Source organism: Rahnella bonaserana (genome assembly GCF_019049675.1).
Taxonomy (GTDB): Bacteria; Pseudomonadota; Gammaproteobacteria; order Enterobacterales; family Enterobacteriaceae; genus Rahnella; species Rahnella bonaserana.
The window spans coordinates 147,723-160,565 of the sequence record NZ_JAFMOW010000057.1 but is presented as its reverse complement, the minus strand read 5'-3'; the positions used below and the strand labels follow the sequence as shown (position 1 = coordinate 160,565).

At 49.8% G+C, this 12,843-nt stretch carries 17 protein-coding genes and 3 tRNA genes; 14 read left to right on the top strand and 6 right to left on the bottom strand.

What is annotated here, in order from left to right; translation table 11 throughout:
• The first annotated feature begins 37 nt into the window (after positions 1–37).
• Complete coding sequence (gene leuA / locus J1778_RS07705) at positions 38–1,708, top strand: 2-isopropylmalate synthase (protein WP_217172662.1); 1,671 nt, start codon at positions 38–40, stop codon at positions 1,706–1,708.
• 9 nt (positions 1,709–1,717) lie between these two features.
• Here the strand turns inward: leuA and J1778_RS07700 are convergent, their stop codons facing one another.
• The 3 genes from J1778_RS07700 to J1778_RS07690 all read right to left on the bottom strand — a co-directional run bounded on the left by J1778_RS07700 (position 1,718) and on the right by J1778_RS07690 (position 3,022).
• Positions 1,718–2,479 carry an AraC family transcriptional regulator gene (locus tag J1778_RS07700; RefSeq protein ID WP_217172661.1) on the bottom strand — a complete coding sequence of 254 codons (762 nt, stop codon included), beginning with the start codon at positions 2,477–2,479 and terminating at the stop codon, positions 1,718–1,720.
• A gap of 3 nt (positions 2,480–2,482) precedes the next feature.
• A complete protein-coding gene (locus J1778_RS07695; RefSeq protein WP_217172660.1) occupies positions 2,483–2,656 on the bottom strand; it encodes a hypothetical protein in 174 nt (57 codons plus the stop codon).
• Between the two features lie 141 nt (positions 2,657–2,797).
• Positions 2,798–3,022: a DUF2594 family protein gene (locus tag J1778_RS07690; RefSeq protein ID WP_015697982.1), complete on the bottom strand. Its 225-nt coding sequence runs from the start codon at positions 3,020–3,022 to the stop codon at positions 2,798–2,800.
• Between the two features lie 780 nt (positions 3,023–3,802).
• Between J1778_RS07690 and uvrY the strand changes: the two genes are divergently transcribed.
• The 6 genes from uvrY (at position 3,803) to J1778_RS07660 (ending at position 7,344) form a co-directional block, all read left to right on the top strand.
• Positions 3,803–4,459 carry a UvrY/SirA/GacA family response regulator transcription factor gene (gene uvrY / locus J1778_RS07685; protein ID WP_013576296.1) on the top strand — a complete coding sequence of 219 codons (657 nt, stop codon included), beginning with the start codon at positions 3,803–3,805 and terminating at the stop codon, positions 4,457–4,459.
• Entirely contained in the window at positions 4,452–6,287 is a 1,836-nt protein-coding gene (gene uvrC / locus J1778_RS07680) for an excinuclease ABC subunit UvrC (RefSeq protein ID WP_217172659.1), read from the top strand. Before uvrY ends, uvrC begins: the two co-directional genes overlap by 8 nt.
• A 56-nt stretch (positions 6,288–6,343) precedes the next feature.
• Complete coding sequence (pgsA, locus tag J1778_RS07675; RefSeq protein ID WP_217172658.1) at positions 6,344–6,892, top strand: CDP-diacylglycerol--glycerol-3-phosphate 3-phosphatidyltransferase; 549 nt, start codon at positions 6,344–6,346, stop codon at positions 6,890–6,892.
• Between the two features lie 147 nt (positions 6,893–7,039).
• Positions 7,040–7,115, top strand: a tRNA-Gly gene (locus J1778_RS07670).
• Positions 7,116–7,173: 58 nt separating this feature from the next.
• Positions 7,174–7,247 (top strand) — tRNA-Cys (locus J1778_RS07665).
• A gap of 11 nt (positions 7,248–7,258) precedes the next feature.
• Positions 7,259–7,344 (top strand) — tRNA-Leu (locus J1778_RS07660).
• Positions 7,345–7,668: 324 nt separating this feature from the next.
• Here J1778_RS07660 and J1778_RS07655 read toward each other — a convergent pair.
• A complete protein-coding gene (locus J1778_RS07655; RefSeq protein WP_217172657.1) occupies positions 7,669–7,935 on the bottom strand; it encodes a hypothetical protein in 267 nt (88 codons plus the stop codon).
• A 245-nt stretch (positions 7,936–8,180) separates the two neighbouring features.
• On the opposite strand from J1778_RS07655, the gene J1778_RS07650 reads away from it, so the two are divergent.
• Together J1778_RS07650 and deoR are read left to right on the top strand one after the other, a co-directional pair.
• Positions 8,181–8,840 (top strand): metallophosphoesterase, encoded by a 660-nt coding sequence (locus J1778_RS07650; RefSeq protein WP_217172656.1) that lies wholly within the window; start codon positions 8,181–8,183, stop codon positions 8,838–8,840.
• 85 nt (positions 8,841–8,925) lie between these two features.
• On the top strand, positions 8,926–9,690 hold the full coding sequence (deoR, locus tag J1778_RS07645) for a DNA-binding transcriptional repressor DeoR (protein WP_217172655.1): 765 nt from the start codon (positions 8,926–8,928) through the stop codon (positions 9,688–9,690).
• Positions 9,691–9,694: 4 nt separating this feature from the next.
• Here the strand turns inward: deoR and J1778_RS07640 are convergent, their stop codons facing one another.
• A complete protein-coding gene (locus J1778_RS07640; RefSeq protein ID WP_120506128.1) occupies positions 9,695–10,171 on the bottom strand; it encodes a GyrI-like domain-containing protein in 477 nt (158 codons plus the stop codon).
• Between the two features lie 176 nt (positions 10,172–10,347).
• Here J1778_RS07640 and J1778_RS07635 point away from each other — a divergent pair, with 176 nt between their 5' ends.
• The 3 genes from J1778_RS07635 to J1778_RS07625 all read left to right on the top strand — a co-directional run bounded on the left by J1778_RS07635 (position 10,348) and on the right by J1778_RS07625 (position 11,573).
• On the top strand, positions 10,348–10,857 hold the full coding sequence (locus J1778_RS07635; protein WP_217172654.1) for a YlaC family protein: 510 nt from the start codon (positions 10,348–10,350) through the stop codon (positions 10,855–10,857).
• Positions 10,858–10,985: 128 nt separating this feature from the next.
• Positions 10,986–11,261, top strand: coding sequence for a hypothetical protein (locus J1778_RS07630; RefSeq protein WP_217172653.1), 276 nt, complete (start codon positions 10,986–10,988; stop codon positions 11,259–11,261).
• 48 nt (positions 11,262–11,309) lie between these two features.
• On the top strand, positions 11,310–11,573 hold the full coding sequence (locus J1778_RS07625; protein ID WP_232829968.1) for a hypothetical protein: 264 nt from the start codon (positions 11,310–11,312) through the stop codon (positions 11,571–11,573).
• An 87-nt stretch (positions 11,574–11,660) separates the two neighbouring features.
• Here J1778_RS07625 and J1778_RS07620 read toward each other — a convergent pair whose 3' ends face one another.
• Positions 11,661–11,873: a YccJ family protein gene (locus J1778_RS07620; protein ID WP_095921306.1), complete on the bottom strand. Its 213-nt coding sequence runs from the start codon at positions 11,871–11,873 to the stop codon at positions 11,661–11,663.
• A 207-nt stretch (positions 11,874–12,080) separates the two neighbouring features.
• Here J1778_RS07620 and J1778_RS24710 point away from each other — a divergent pair, with 207 nt between their 5' ends.
• Both J1778_RS24710 and J1778_RS07615 read left to right on the top strand, forming a co-directional pair.
• Complete coding sequence (locus J1778_RS24710) at positions 12,081–12,212, top strand: hypothetical protein (RefSeq protein WP_013576285.1); 132 nt, start codon at positions 12,081–12,083, stop codon at positions 12,210–12,212.
• 251 nt (positions 12,213–12,463) lie between these two features.
• Positions 12,464–12,805 (top strand): DUF2502 domain-containing protein, encoded by a 342-nt coding sequence (locus J1778_RS07615; protein ID WP_217172652.1) that lies wholly within the window; start codon positions 12,464–12,466, stop codon positions 12,803–12,805.
• Positions 12,806–12,843: the final 38 nt, after the last annotated feature.

Sequence of the window (12,843 nt, the reverse complement as noted above, 5' to 3'; positions counted from 1 at the left end):
CGCATCGCAGCTGCCTCTAAACCCCAAGGAGAATCGTATGTTAAACGACCCGTCGCAGAAATATCGCCCCTTCCCGCAGGTCAATTTGCCTGACCGCCAGTGGCCGGGAAATGTGCTCAGTGCCGCGCCGCAATGGTGCTCAAGTGATTTGCGCGACGGTAATCAGGCGCTGGCGGAGCCGATGGATAATGCGCGTAAACGTCAGTTTTTCGATTTGCTGATTAAGTGTGGTTTTAAGCAAATTGAGGTCGCATTCCCGTCAGCTTCGCAAACCGATTTTGATTTTGTTCGCGGGCTGATTGAAGACAAGCTGATCCCTGATGACGTGGTGATCCAGGTTCTGACGCCATCGCGTCCTGATCTGATTGCGCGCACTTTCGAAGCCCTGAAAGACGTACCGCGCGCTATCGTGCATTTATATAACGCCACCGCGCCGGTTTTCCGCGAAGTTGTTTTCAATCAGGATCAGGCCGCAACCCGTGAACTGGCCGTGCGCGGTGCGCAGCAGATCCGCCAGCTTTGCGAGCAATATTCGCAAACCGACTGGACGTTCGAATATTCACCGGAAACGTTTTGTTTTACGGAACTGGAGTTTGCGCTTGAAGTGTGTGAAGCCGTGGCGGATGTCTGGGAGCCGGGCGCGCAAAGACCGATGATCATTAATTTACCAGCCACCGTGGAAGTCAGCACACCGAATATTTATGCCGATCAGATTGAATGGTTCTGTCGTCATTTCAGCCGCCGCCAGCAGGTTTCAATCAGCGTGCATCCGCACAATGACCGCGGGACGGGCGTGGCCTGTGCCGAACTGGCCATGCTGGCGGGTGCAGATCGCGTGGAAGGGTGTCTGTTCGGAAACGGCGAGCGCACGGGTAACGTGGATCTCGTGACGCTGGCACTGAATCTTTATACACAGGGTGTCGCGCCTGAACTGGATTTCAGTAATTTGCAGGCCATTGTTGAAGCAGTGGAAGAGTGCAATCAGTTGCCGGTGCATCCGCGCCATCCTTATGCGGGGGAACTGGTGTTTACGGCGTTTTCCGGTTCGCATCAGGACGCTATCAAGAAAGGTTTTGCGGCGCAGAAAGCTTCCGTAAGCCCGTACTGGCGCGTGCCGTACTTGCCGCTGGATCCGGCCGATGTCGGTTGCAGCTATGAAGCGGTCATCCGCGTCAACAGTCAGTCAGGGAAAAGCGGGGCGGCGTGGCTGCTCGAGCAAAACCACGGTCTGAAATTGCCACGTGGCTTGCAGATTGATTTCAGCAAGGCCGTGCAGCGCGAGACGGATACGCATGGCAAAGAAATGAGCACCAGTGATATCTGGCGCCTGTTCCGCCAGCGTTATGGTTTAACTGAGCAGCCGGTAATCAAACTGCTGGGTTATGACATCCGCAGTGATGAACAAAACGTCTGTCATTTCAGTGCGCGGATCCGTTACCGCAATGAAGATCAGCATATTACCGGCAGCGGTAATGGTCTGCTTTCCGGCGCGGCAGATGCGCTGCGTCGCAGTTTCGACGTGCAACTGGAAATCGGCGATTATCACGAGCATACGCTGGGACATCAGAGTCACAGCCGTGCAGTGGCCTATCTGAGCTGTCAGGGGCGTCCGGGGGAAACCTGTTATGGCGTGGGGATCGACAGCGATGTTTCCAGCGCGTCTTTGCAGGCGTTATTTAATGCAGCCAGCGCCATTATGGCTGAATAATTTGTCTGATTAAGCGGTGTGATTAAAGTATTCGCTGGGTGAAACGCCCAGTATACGGCGGAACATCGCACTAAACGCACTCGGGCTGTCATAGCCGAGTGCCAGCGCCACATCAATCACTGACACGCCTGCCGCCAGCTGGTTCAGTGCTTCCAGTAATTTCGCCTGACGTACCCAGTCACTAAAACGCAAACCCGTTTCGCGCTGAAAACGGCGTGAGAGGGTGCGGCTGCTGATCTCCAGGCGTTGCGCGACGTCTTCCAGCTCCCACGATGAACCCAGGTCTGCCCTGATCTGTTGAGTCAGTACCAGAAGCTCCGGCTCTTTAGGTTCCGGAAGATGAAGAGGTAAGCTCGGTAAAAGACGTAATTCGTCGAGCAACAGCTCCATAATACGTTCATCGCGACCGCCGGGCAGGTAATCGACCGGAACGGTCAGCGAGGTGAGGATCAGTTCGCGCAGCAAGGGCGAAATTTGCACGACCTGACATTGTGCGGGCAAATCGGCACGGGCCAGTGGCTCAACAAACAGTGTGCGGGCTTTGACACCACCGATAAAACGCAGGCTGTGCTCGACATAAGCGGGTAGCCAGACGCCGCGTCCGGGTGGCACCATCCAGGTACCGAGCGTGGTATGAACTTCCACCAAGCCTGATAAAGCATGAATCAGTTGTGAACAGCTGTGGCTGTGCGCGGGCTCACTGTCGCCGTGCTGGTAATCGATAGCCAGAGGCGCTATCGCCTGATGAGGGGCAAGGAAATTGTGCTGCATTAATCAATGATGTTTTTGATTCTTGGCATCTTCAACGGCTTGTTTCGCTTCTTCTGCCGCTTTCTGAATTTCTTCTTCAGTCAGTTGTTCGGAAACTTCCAGCAGTTCTCCCAACCCGTCGCTGACATGGACTTCATCGGCTTTGCTTTTGTTTTCTTTATTCTTTTCATCGCTCATGCTCTGGTCCTCGTTAATTGAATTCAGAGTCTGATTATAGCAGAAAGACGCAGCAGAAAGGGGAAGCAGTAAATCGGAGCAGAGGGCAGGGGATAAACGGGGGAAAGGCAGAGCCTGTCGGATGACAGACTCCTGAATGCATTACTGGCGGTATGCGAACTTAATCTGCTGCAGGGAGTTTTTGAAGACTTCAGCTTGTTGCTCGTCTTCCATCTGCGCAACAAAGCGCTCCATGTTCAGCATTACTTTACCCGCATCAGCCTGACCGATGGCTTTAAGGATCAGGGTCAGTGTGGCTTTCAGGCAGGCTACTTCGGTCGCCAGTGTTTCAACGTTGGCTTCAGTTGTAAAATCGCAGTTACTCATTATTTATATCTCCTCAGGCTGGCTGCCAGGCAGCACGCCGAATTCTAAAGGGCAGAAAAATGGGGCTAAAAATGAACTCACCCGTACGCGCAGGGTGGAAAGTGGCGGCATTTTAGCATAGTTGGCCGGTTTTAGTGCATCGCCGGTGCCGGCTCCCGCAATGTGTTAATTCGATATAAACATATAGCGCTTTTGTACACGGAGTAAAGAATACTAAACATTATTGCCGGTTGAGAACATTTCATCTTACTGTGCAGATTTATTCATATAATCCATCAGCATTTTGTGCGGTAGCAAATAATCATCGGCCATATCATATATATATATGAATGAGGTTCGCTGGTGGTTAAATAACCAGCCTGGTTAACAATGGATTTTAAGCCGCAAAAAATGGCTGGCATTATTTTTTTGCGGGAAAAAAGACTGGGCAATGCCAGCCGTTTGAGCCTTGATTAAAAAGCCTTTTTCATAAATTATTTATACAGGTGATGGCATTTCTCATTTACATTCAGCAAAATAGTTTTTTGCAGACACTCCTTGGTCAGGAAGACATGTTAGAGTAAAATACGCGGGCTATAATAAATAACTGTGTCTTCCTGATTAAAAAACACTGCCGCTGACTGGCAGTGTGACGAGTTAGTTGATGCTGGCCTCTAATTGCCACCTTCTCTTCATTTATAAGCTGTCTGAGAACAATATTAATGTTCGCCGCGTTTGAATACGTAGGACTGGCCTGAAGACCCTGACGGTGTGTTGCCCTTATTTTTTGGAGAATTCTCTTTGATTAGCGTTCTTCTTGTTGATGACCACGAACTGGTGCGCGCAGGGATCCGACGCATTCTTGAAGATATCAAAGGCATCAAAGTCGTTGGTGAGGCGCAATGCGGTGAAGATGCCGTCAAATGGTGTCGTACCAATGATGTTGATATTGTCCTGATGGATATGAACATGCCAGGTATTGGCGGGCTGGAAGCGACGAAAAAAATCGTTCGTTTCTCTCCGGATATCAAGATCATCATGTTAACGATTTATACTGAAAACCCGTTGCCGGCCAAAGTGATGCAGGCGGGGGCGTCAGGTTATCTGAGCAAAGGTGCTGCACCACAGGAAGTGGTTAATGCGATTCGTCTGGTCGATTCTGGTCAGCGTTATATTGCATCTGATATTGCACAGCAAATGGCACTGAGCCAGATAGAACCTCAGTCTGAAACACCGTTTGATTCCTTATCTGAGCGTGAATTACAAATCATGCTGATGATTACCAAGGGACAAAAAGTGAATGAAATTTCAGAACAACTAAACTTGAGTCCGAAGACTGTTAACAGTTATCGTTATAGGATGTTTAGTAAATTAAATATCAGCGGCGATGTTGAGTTAACCCATTTGGCTATTCGACACGGTTTGTTCAACACGGAGACTTTATCAGGCAGTGAGTGATGAGCGTTTCGACCCCAAGGCCTTTCTGAAAACGGTCACCAGCCAGCCCGGCGTCTACAGGATGTATGACGCCAGCGGCACCGTAATCTACGTAGGTAAAGCCAAAGACCTTAAAAAACGTCTTTCGAGTTATTTTCGCGTCCAGGTTTCCAGCCGCAAGACCGAAACTCTGGTCAAAAATATTGCGCAAATCGATGTCACCGTAACGCATACGGAAACGGAAGCGCTGCTCCTCGAACATAACTACATTAAGCTGTATCAGCCACGTTATAACGTATTATTACGTGATGATAAGTCTTATCCGCTGATCTTCCTGAGCGCGGATAATCACCCAAGAATTACGGTCCACCGCGGTGCAAAACACGCCAAAGGCGAGTATTTCGGGCCTTTCCCGAACTCTTATGCCGTGCGTGAAACACTGGCTTTGCTGCAAAAACTTTTCCCGATCCGCCAGTGCGAAAACAGTGTTTACAGCAACCGCTCGCGTCCTTGTCTGCAATATCAGATTGGCCGTTGCCTGGGGCCGTGCGTCAAAGGGCTGGTGAGTGAAGAAGATTATAAAGATCAGGTGGATTACGTTCGCCTGTTCCTGTCCGGTAAAGATCAGCAGGTGGTCACTCAGCTTGTTAACCGTATGGAAGAAGCCAGCAAGTCACTGCGATTTGAAGATGCCGGGCGGATAAGAGATCAGATCCAGGCCGTACGCCGCGTAACCGAACGCCAGTTCGTGTCAGGTAACAGCGAAGATCTGGATGTCATCGGCGTGGCCTTTGAATCCGGTATGGCCTGTCTGCACGTCTTGTTTATCCGGCAGGGCAAAGTGCTGGGCAGCCGCAGTTATTATCCGAAAGTACCCGGTGGCACTGACCTGGGTGAAGTGGTACAAACATTTGTCGGGCAATTTTATCTGCAGGGCAGTCAGCAGCGGACACTTCCGGGTGAAATCTTGCTGGACTTCAGTCTGGCGGAAAAAGATCTGCTGGCCGAATCGCTGAGCGAACTGGCAGGGCGCAAAGTGCAAATACAGAGTAAACCGCGCGGCGACCGTGCGCGTTATCTGAAACTGGCCCGCACCAATGCTTCAACAGCCCTGACGACAAAGCTGGCGCAGCAGTCGACGATTCATCAGCGGCTGGCAGAGCTGGCAAAAACCCTGCATCTTGCTGAAATTAACCGCATGGAATGCTTCGACATCAGCCATACTATGGGCGAGCAGACGGTCGCATCTTGTGTGGTTTTCGACGGCAACGGTCCGGTGCGTTCTGAATACCGGCGCTATAACATCACCGGCATTACGCCCGGCGATGACTACGCCGCGATGGCGCAGGTATTGCAGCGCCGCTATGGCAAAGCGCTGGATGATAATAAAATCCCGGATGTAATCTTTATCGATGGCGGTAAAGGGCAGCTTGGCATGGCGCTGGACGTGTTTCATTCGCTGAATGTGGAGTGGGATAAATCTAAACCGTTGCTGATTGGTATCGCCAAGGGGGCGGATCGTAAAGCCGGACTGGAAACCTTGTTCTTTGTGCCAGAAGGCGAGGGGATTGCGTTACCGGCAGATTCTCCGGCTCTGCACGTTATTCAGCATATTCGTGATGATTCACACAATCATGCCATTACGGGCCACCGGCAGAGACGCGCTAAAGTCCGCACCACCAGCGCACTGGAAGAAATCGAAGGCGTCGGGCCGAAACGGCGTCAGGTTTTACTGAAATACATGGGAGGCATTCAGCCATTACTGAATGCCAGCGTAGAGGAAATTGCACAGGTGCCGGGTATTTCTATCGCATTGGCAGAAAAGATTCATAATGCGTTGAAACACTAAGGGCGTTGTAGCAACATACTCATAATATCCACACCGGACAAACAGTTACCTTCGCTATGCAATTTAATATACCTACGTGCCTTACCCTGTTTCGCGTTGTACTGATACCGTTCTTCGTGCTGGCCTTCTACCTGCCTTATCCCTGGGCACCGCTGGCTTGTGCGTTGATCTTCGTTTTTGCTGCCGCGACTGACTGGTTTGATGGTTATCTGGCTCGTCGTCTGAAGCAAACGACCCGCTTCGGTGCGTTTCTGGATCCCGTCGCCGATAAAGTGATGGTAGCCATTGCGCTGGTGCTGGTGGCGGAGTATTTCCACTCCTGGTGGATTACGTTACCTGCTGCGACCATGATTGCCCGTGAAATTATCATTTCAGCATTGCGTGAATGGATGGCTGAAATTGGTAAGCGAAGCAGCGTGGCGGTATCGTGGATTGGTAAAGTGAAGACCACCGCGCAAATGCTGTCGCTGGTTGCATTATTATGGCGTCCAGATCCGATTGTTGTGGGCGTGGGTGTCGTGGCGTTGTACATTGCTGCGGTGCTGACTTTCTGGTCAATGTTCCAATATCTGAACGCTGCGCGCCACGATTTGCTGGAACCCTGATCAAACTGACGTAAAAAACGTCAAACGATCGCCTGAAGTAATAATTTTATTGACTCAATCCGTCAGGTCAGTAGAATGCAACGCATCGGAAGGCAGCCAGTCTTATGCCAGAAGATTAGTTAAAAAAATCAGTACGTTCTGATTAAAGCGGGAATAGCTCAGTTGGTAGAGCACGACCTTGCCAAGGTCGGGGTCGCGAGTTCGAGTCTCGTTTCCCGCTCCAAATTTTATTAAACTGGTTCGTGAATTGGTTTAAGTGCAAGACAAGTAGTAAGATTTAAGGCGCGTTAACAAAGCGGTTATGTAGCGGATTGCAAATCCGCCTAGTCCGGTTCGACTCCGGAACGCGCCTCCAATTTTCCCGGAGCCCGGGTGGTGGAATCGGTAGACACAAGGGATTTAAAATCCCTCGGCTTATGGCTGTACGAGTTCAAGTCTCGTCCCGGGTACCATGGGAAAATGCAAAGAATAATCAAAAGCAATATAGTAGTAATGTCGTTATAGCCACCTTCGGGTGGTTTTTTTATGTCTGAAATTCATGCACTTTCCGCTGCTACCACTCTGACGCTACTACCCGGATGCAACACCAGCCGTTGCCACAAAACAGACGCAATAAAAAAGGCCACCTGCAACAGGAGGCCTTAAGTGTTTCTTCGATGACATCCTTCGCGCAAACAGCCGCAGTCAGAGTTTTATTTCTGAACAGAATGTTGGTTAAGGATAAAAGGAATGAAGAAAATCAGAAATTAAAACAGCCCCGAGGGGCGTTTTTAGGGTCAGAATTCACCCGGTGATTCAGTATTGCTCAGTGCCCTGATAGATAAAGGCAGGTGGTAGTTAGGCTGGCTGGTGAAAAACGCCTGCAGGGCAACACGTTTCTTACGGTCAATTGAGATCTCTTCCATGGTTTTACGGAAGATACTGTACCGGCCACAAGATGTGCAGGTCACAGTAACAATTTTTGCCGACATATTGACCGACGTCTTATTCGTGCTTTGGCACAACGGACACTCGTCGTGAGCGCTTACAACTGTGGAACTCATAAAACCTCCGGTTTTACTTAGAGCGGGCAGTAGTCTAGCACAAAAAGGCGTCAGTTACTTAACGATAATTTAATTATCAGTGGATTTCAGCGTCAACTCAGTGTAGAGAGCGCACAAGCCGCTGATGCCTCGGGAAAATGACCTTTCGGTTTTCTTTATGCTTTCCACTTCCGTTCTCTGCTTTCCACTTCACCTCGATGCGTTACACTCAAAAGATTCACTTCTTTAAGGGGGCCTTCCTGCGTATGACTTCCGCAATTTACCAGCGTATAGATGGTTCGGTTTACAGACACATTTATATTGTCGGAGATTTACATGGCTGCCTGAGCCTGCTTGAAGAGAAACTGGCGAAAGTGGCCTTCGACCCGCATCGGGATTTGTTGCTGTCAGTCGGAGATCTCGCCGACCGCGGGCCTGACAGTGTGGGATGTCTGAAGTTGATGAATGAACCCTGTTTTTCCTGTGTGAGGGGCAATCATGAACAGATGGCCATTGATGCAGTAAATGAAGAAAATATTCCCCGCTGGCTGCGCAATGGTGGGGACTGGTTTTATGCGCTGCAAGGCGAAAAGCAGGAAGAAGCAAAGTCACTGATTTTACAGGCCGATAAACTGCCGCATGTGCTGGAACTGACGACCCGTGAAGCTAAGCTTATTGTTATCGCCCACGCTGATTATATTTCCGATGACTATGTTTTCGGTAAGCTTCTGGATGGTTACGAAATTATCTGGAACCGGGATCGCGTTAACTTTGCTCTGGCAGGGCGTTACAAACCTATTTCCGGAGCTGACGAATTCTATTTCGGCCATACGCCGGTGGAACCCGCGATGCAGTTCGCTAATCAGTTTTATATTGATACTGGTGCAGTATTTGGCGGTTATCTGACGCTGCGTCAGTTGCAATAAATTCAGGCGTTGCAGGGGTTTGCGGTGAGTGACCGGCAACGGTATAGTGAGCGGCTGCGAAACGGTAAGGGCGTGAGATAACATCATGGAAAGTAAGCGTGAAGACAGGATCCAGCGTCTGTTACTGGCTTTAAAAAAGACCGACAAAATTCATCTTAAAGAAGCGTCTTTGCTGCTTGATGTTTCCGAAATGACGATCCGTCGTGATCTGAATTCCGCCCCCGCTCCGGTTATCCTGCTGGGCGGTTACATCGTTATGGATCCCAAAAATAGCCCGGCAACGCATTATTTTGTCAGCGAACAGAAAATGCGTCAGATTGAGGAAAAGCGGCGACTTGCATCGCGTGCTGCCAGCCTCATCCAGAATAACGATACTGTATTTTTCGATTGCGGCACGACTATGCCTTATGTGATTGAAAAAATTGCTGAAGACTGTGTATTTACCGCTATTTGCTATTCCCTGAATACGTTTCTGGCGTTGCAGGAAAAACCGCATTGCGAGGTTATTTTGTGCGGCGGGGCGTTCAAATCCAGCAACAGTATTTTCACGCCGATTGGGCGCAGCAGTGAACTCGATTTTATCCGGCCCTCGAAAGCGTTCATTTCCGCTGCCGGTGTGAGCATTGAGCATGGCGTGACGTGTTTCAACTTTGATGAGTTACTGATGAAACATCAGGCCATTGAACGCTCTGCGCAAAGCATTCTGGTGGCTGACAGCAGCAAGTTCGATCAGGTGCGACCGGCGGCGATCGCACCTCTTGCCCGTTTTAATGTGGTGGTCAGCGACGCTGAGCCACCACAGGCTTATCTCGATTTTTGCGACCAGTCTGACATCCCGTTGCTGGTTTGAATAGCTAGCGGATCGGCGGAATTTTCTCGACCGACTGATACAGCACCACTTCCCAGATGCCATTTTTCGAGCCATCACTGAGATAGTGCTCAAAACAGGCCTTACCGTCCGGACGGTAATGACTGCTGGCGAGCAACTGGCCGTAAAAATCTCGCCAGGCTTTTTCGAAGTTCTCATCTGTTATCGTGGTGTGATACGCCGCATACGTGCCACCGGGCAACGTTTGCAGCGTCAGCCCTTCGGCATCATCCAGAATAAAGTTATCCGCAACGCATACCGAAGGATCAGCACGCAAAGCTTCAGCAGGCGTAGTATCCGGGTTATCGTGAAACCACGTCAGCCATTCATTTTGCGGCTGGTGGTGCCGCGCAACCCATTTTGTCAGGTGCTGAAACCCATTATGGATGGACTCCTTATAAGGGCCAACAACCCGGTAGCTCACCAGCTTTTTCGCCGGCCTTTCTACGATTAATAATGCCACGATGATCTCCTTTTATCTGACATGCAGTGAGTGGGTTCCTTTTAGGGTGATGCAAATGCCAAACTATAACAGTTTGCCGTTTAACTCCCGGTAACTGCTCTACGCGCTATAACAGTTGTCATGATAAAATTTACCTATCAGATTGCATTATAGTCGTGACGCAATGAGGAAATGAGATGGACGTAATCAAAAGTGTATTAAACAGTGAAATTGATCGTATCAACCATCAGGAAGGGCGCGACGGGAAACCACGGATTAACGCAGAATTCTTTGTGAATCACCCGTGGTTGTGTCTGGCCATGCTGGTGGGGTATATCGCTGTGGGTATCGTGATGTACGTTTCGCCTTACATGGGCCTCGGCTGGTTCATGGGGTTCACCGCGTTTCTGATCTTCATGTCGGCAATGTTACTGCTCGAAATCAAACCGGTTTATCGCTATGAAGATATCGGCGTGCTGGATTTACGCGTCTGCTACAACGGTGAATGGTATTTCAGCCGTGAATTATCTGCGGATGCCGTGCAACAAATCCTCAGTTCCGGCAGCGTAAGCGCACGGATTAAACATCGTATTGAGTCGATCGTCAGCCATAAAGGTTTTGTCGATTTTTACGATGTGTACGATCTGGCTCGTCTCGAACAACAACAGCTGCCGGATCCCACCGGAACAGCACAGTTAGCTCATTAATTCCGCGTTTAAACATGGCCACAGGCCATGACGTTACCCTGCATGCTCTGATAAAATAGCGGCTGGACATCATTTTCGTGAATGAATCTGACAAGCGAAAAAGATGTTGAGCCGTGACAGGAGCGACTGTGGAACGTATCAAACTGACTATTCATCATCTGCACAAAATCATTTCGGGAGAGAAACAAGATGCCCAGGCAACCGCACGCATTTATGCTGGCGATGAACTCCTGCTGACTGAAACGATGACCGGACAGGCGACGTATTTTGATCGCTTCATAAAAGCTGAAGGCGATAATGGCCAGCCTTTGCGGGTGGAATGGGACACCGACGGCAGCGCTGAAATGTCAGTCTCCCGCGCTGAAGTCTGCCCTTGCTGTGGCGGTGACGCCTTACACGGTTGAATTGAACCGGCACTGACCGTATGTGGAGTAAAAGCCGAACAGAGGTGAATGATGAAATTTATCAATAATGAATTTGAATACCGTAAATGGATAATGGATGAAATATTCCAGGCGAGTGCGGTAGGCGAAACCTCTGAGTTTGCCGATCAGGAAGTAGATGACTTTATCTTTGATGCCCGCCCGGTGGCTTATCCCTGTGTAGCAGTCATGATCCAGACGCCGGGAGAGCCGGGCGTCTGTGAGCCGCGCTTTTTCTACAAAGAACAGATCTTTGAGTGGGCGCATAAAATGGGATTCGGGTTCGACAGCTGAAGCCGGTGGGAGACTGATATGAAAACCCTGAGCGGAACTCAGGGCTTCTTGTCACCGGCTTGCTCTTAACGAGTTAGCTGAGTGTAATCAGACGTTTTTCCGGTCAATTTTCTCTTCGCCCCAGAACAGATAGTCGTCCTTGGTTTTAGCGAAGGCGATAGGCAGAACCTCATCGTTTCCTTCTTCCCAAATTTTCTGCGCCAGCTTCTCGTCGTTTTTAGCCAGTTCGAAAATAGCCTCAGCGATTTCGTGAGACGTTTCACGGGTATTTGCCCAGGCTTTGATGTTTGACGTCGTCATCCGGTTCTCCTCGTATTTTCAGCAAAAGTGTCTCCGTGACACCGTTATATTCACTATAACTATGGTTTCCGAAAGGTGTTTATGCAAATCCTGCGGGTTTTTGCGGCGTGTGTGGCCTTTACGCCCTCTTCAGGGCACAAAAAAACCGGCATCTCCTGAGGCGGATCGTTATACTTAGGCCGATTTCGAACAATTAAGGTGATGAGAATGAGCGACGATATTTTTGATTTTGACATTGATGCTGCACTGGAAACCGCTGAAGTCAAAGCGGCTGAAAAAGCAGCTGAAGTGCCTGAAGCCGTTCAGGACGAAAGTGACTGCGAAGGTTGCAAAATCTGATTTTGTACAACTATGCAGCAAAAAGAAAACCGCTTCGGCGGTTTTTTTGTATCTGTCATTTATTTCTCTTTGGCGATTTTTAGCTGAATATCCTTTGCTGACATAGCGTTGCAACCGGTTATCGGCAACGGCATTTTGACGCAACTGTAAGGGTAGTGTTAAGGCGTTTTTTTTGGGATAAATTCCTATAGAACAGGAAGATAGCTGGCGGTACTTTGTCACCACCTGATAAGCAGGTCGTGAGGTTCACAATGAAAAAATTGATTTTAGTTCTCGCCGTTTTGCTAACTTTGCCAGCTATCGCACATGCAGACGTCGAGCTCGGAGTTAATATGCCTGGCCTGTCACTGCATATCGGCGATCGTGACAACCGCGGGTACTACTGGGACGGTGGCGACTGGCGTCCGCCAGGCTGGTGGGATCATCATTATCGTGATGAAGGGCGTGGTCACTGGGTATATTACGAGCCAGCTCCGCCACCACCGCCGCGTTACTGGCACCATGAGCACTGGCACGAAGGTCCGCCGCCAGGTTACTGGCATGATGGTCCTCCGGGGCACTGGCGCGAAGGACCTCCGCCAGGACGCTGGTAATGCGTAACAGGTATCAGATATTCTCAGGTGAAACGCAG

Bases quoted from the DNA above. Each gene is read 5' to 3' on its own strand.
- J1778_RS07625 (WP_232829968.1), top strand. From the start codon at position 11,310: ATGATGAAATTTATCAATAATGAATTTGAATACCGTAAATGGATAATG.
- leuA (WP_217172662.1), top strand. From the start codon at position 38: ATGTTAAACGACCCGTCGCAGAAATATCGCCCCTTCCCGCAGGTCAAT.
- J1778_RS07655 (WP_217172657.1), bottom strand. From the start codon at position 7,935: ATGAGTTCCACAGTTGTAAGCGCTCACGACGAGTGTCCGTTGTGCCAA.
- J1778_RS07695 (WP_217172660.1), bottom strand. From the start codon at position 2,656: ATGAGCGATGAAAAGAATAAAGAAAACAAAAGCAAAGCCGATGAAGTC.
- J1778_RS07700 (WP_217172661.1), bottom strand. From the start codon at position 2,479: ATGCAGCACAATTTCCTTGCCCCTCATCAGGCGATAGCGCCTCTGGCT.
- deoR (WP_217172655.1), top strand. From the start codon at position 8,926: ATGGAAAGTAAGCGTGAAGACAGGATCCAGCGTCTGTTACTGGCTTTA.
- J1778_RS07620 (WP_095921306.1), bottom strand. From the start codon at position 11,873: ATGACGACGTCAAACATCAAAGCCTGGGCAAATACCCGTGAAACGTCT.
- J1778_RS07650 (WP_217172656.1), top strand. From the start codon at position 8,181: ATGACTTCCGCAATTTACCAGCGTATAGATGGTTCGGTTTACAGACAC.
- J1778_RS07615 (WP_217172652.1), top strand. From the start codon at position 12,464: ATGAAAAAATTGATTTTAGTTCTCGCCGTTTTGCTAACTTTGCCAGCT.
- pgsA (WP_217172658.1), top strand. From the start codon at position 6,344: ATGCAATTTAATATACCTACGTGCCTTACCCTGTTTCGCGTTGTACTG.
- J1778_RS07690 (WP_015697982.1), bottom strand. From the start codon at position 3,022: ATGAGTAACTGCGATTTTACAACTGAAGCCAACGTTGAAACACTGGCG.
- J1778_RS07635 (WP_217172654.1), top strand. From the start codon at position 10,348: ATGGACGTAATCAAAAGTGTATTAAACAGTGAAATTGATCGTATCAAC.
- J1778_RS24710 (WP_013576285.1), top strand. From the start codon at position 12,081: ATGAGCGACGATATTTTTGATTTTGACATTGATGCTGCACTGGAAACC.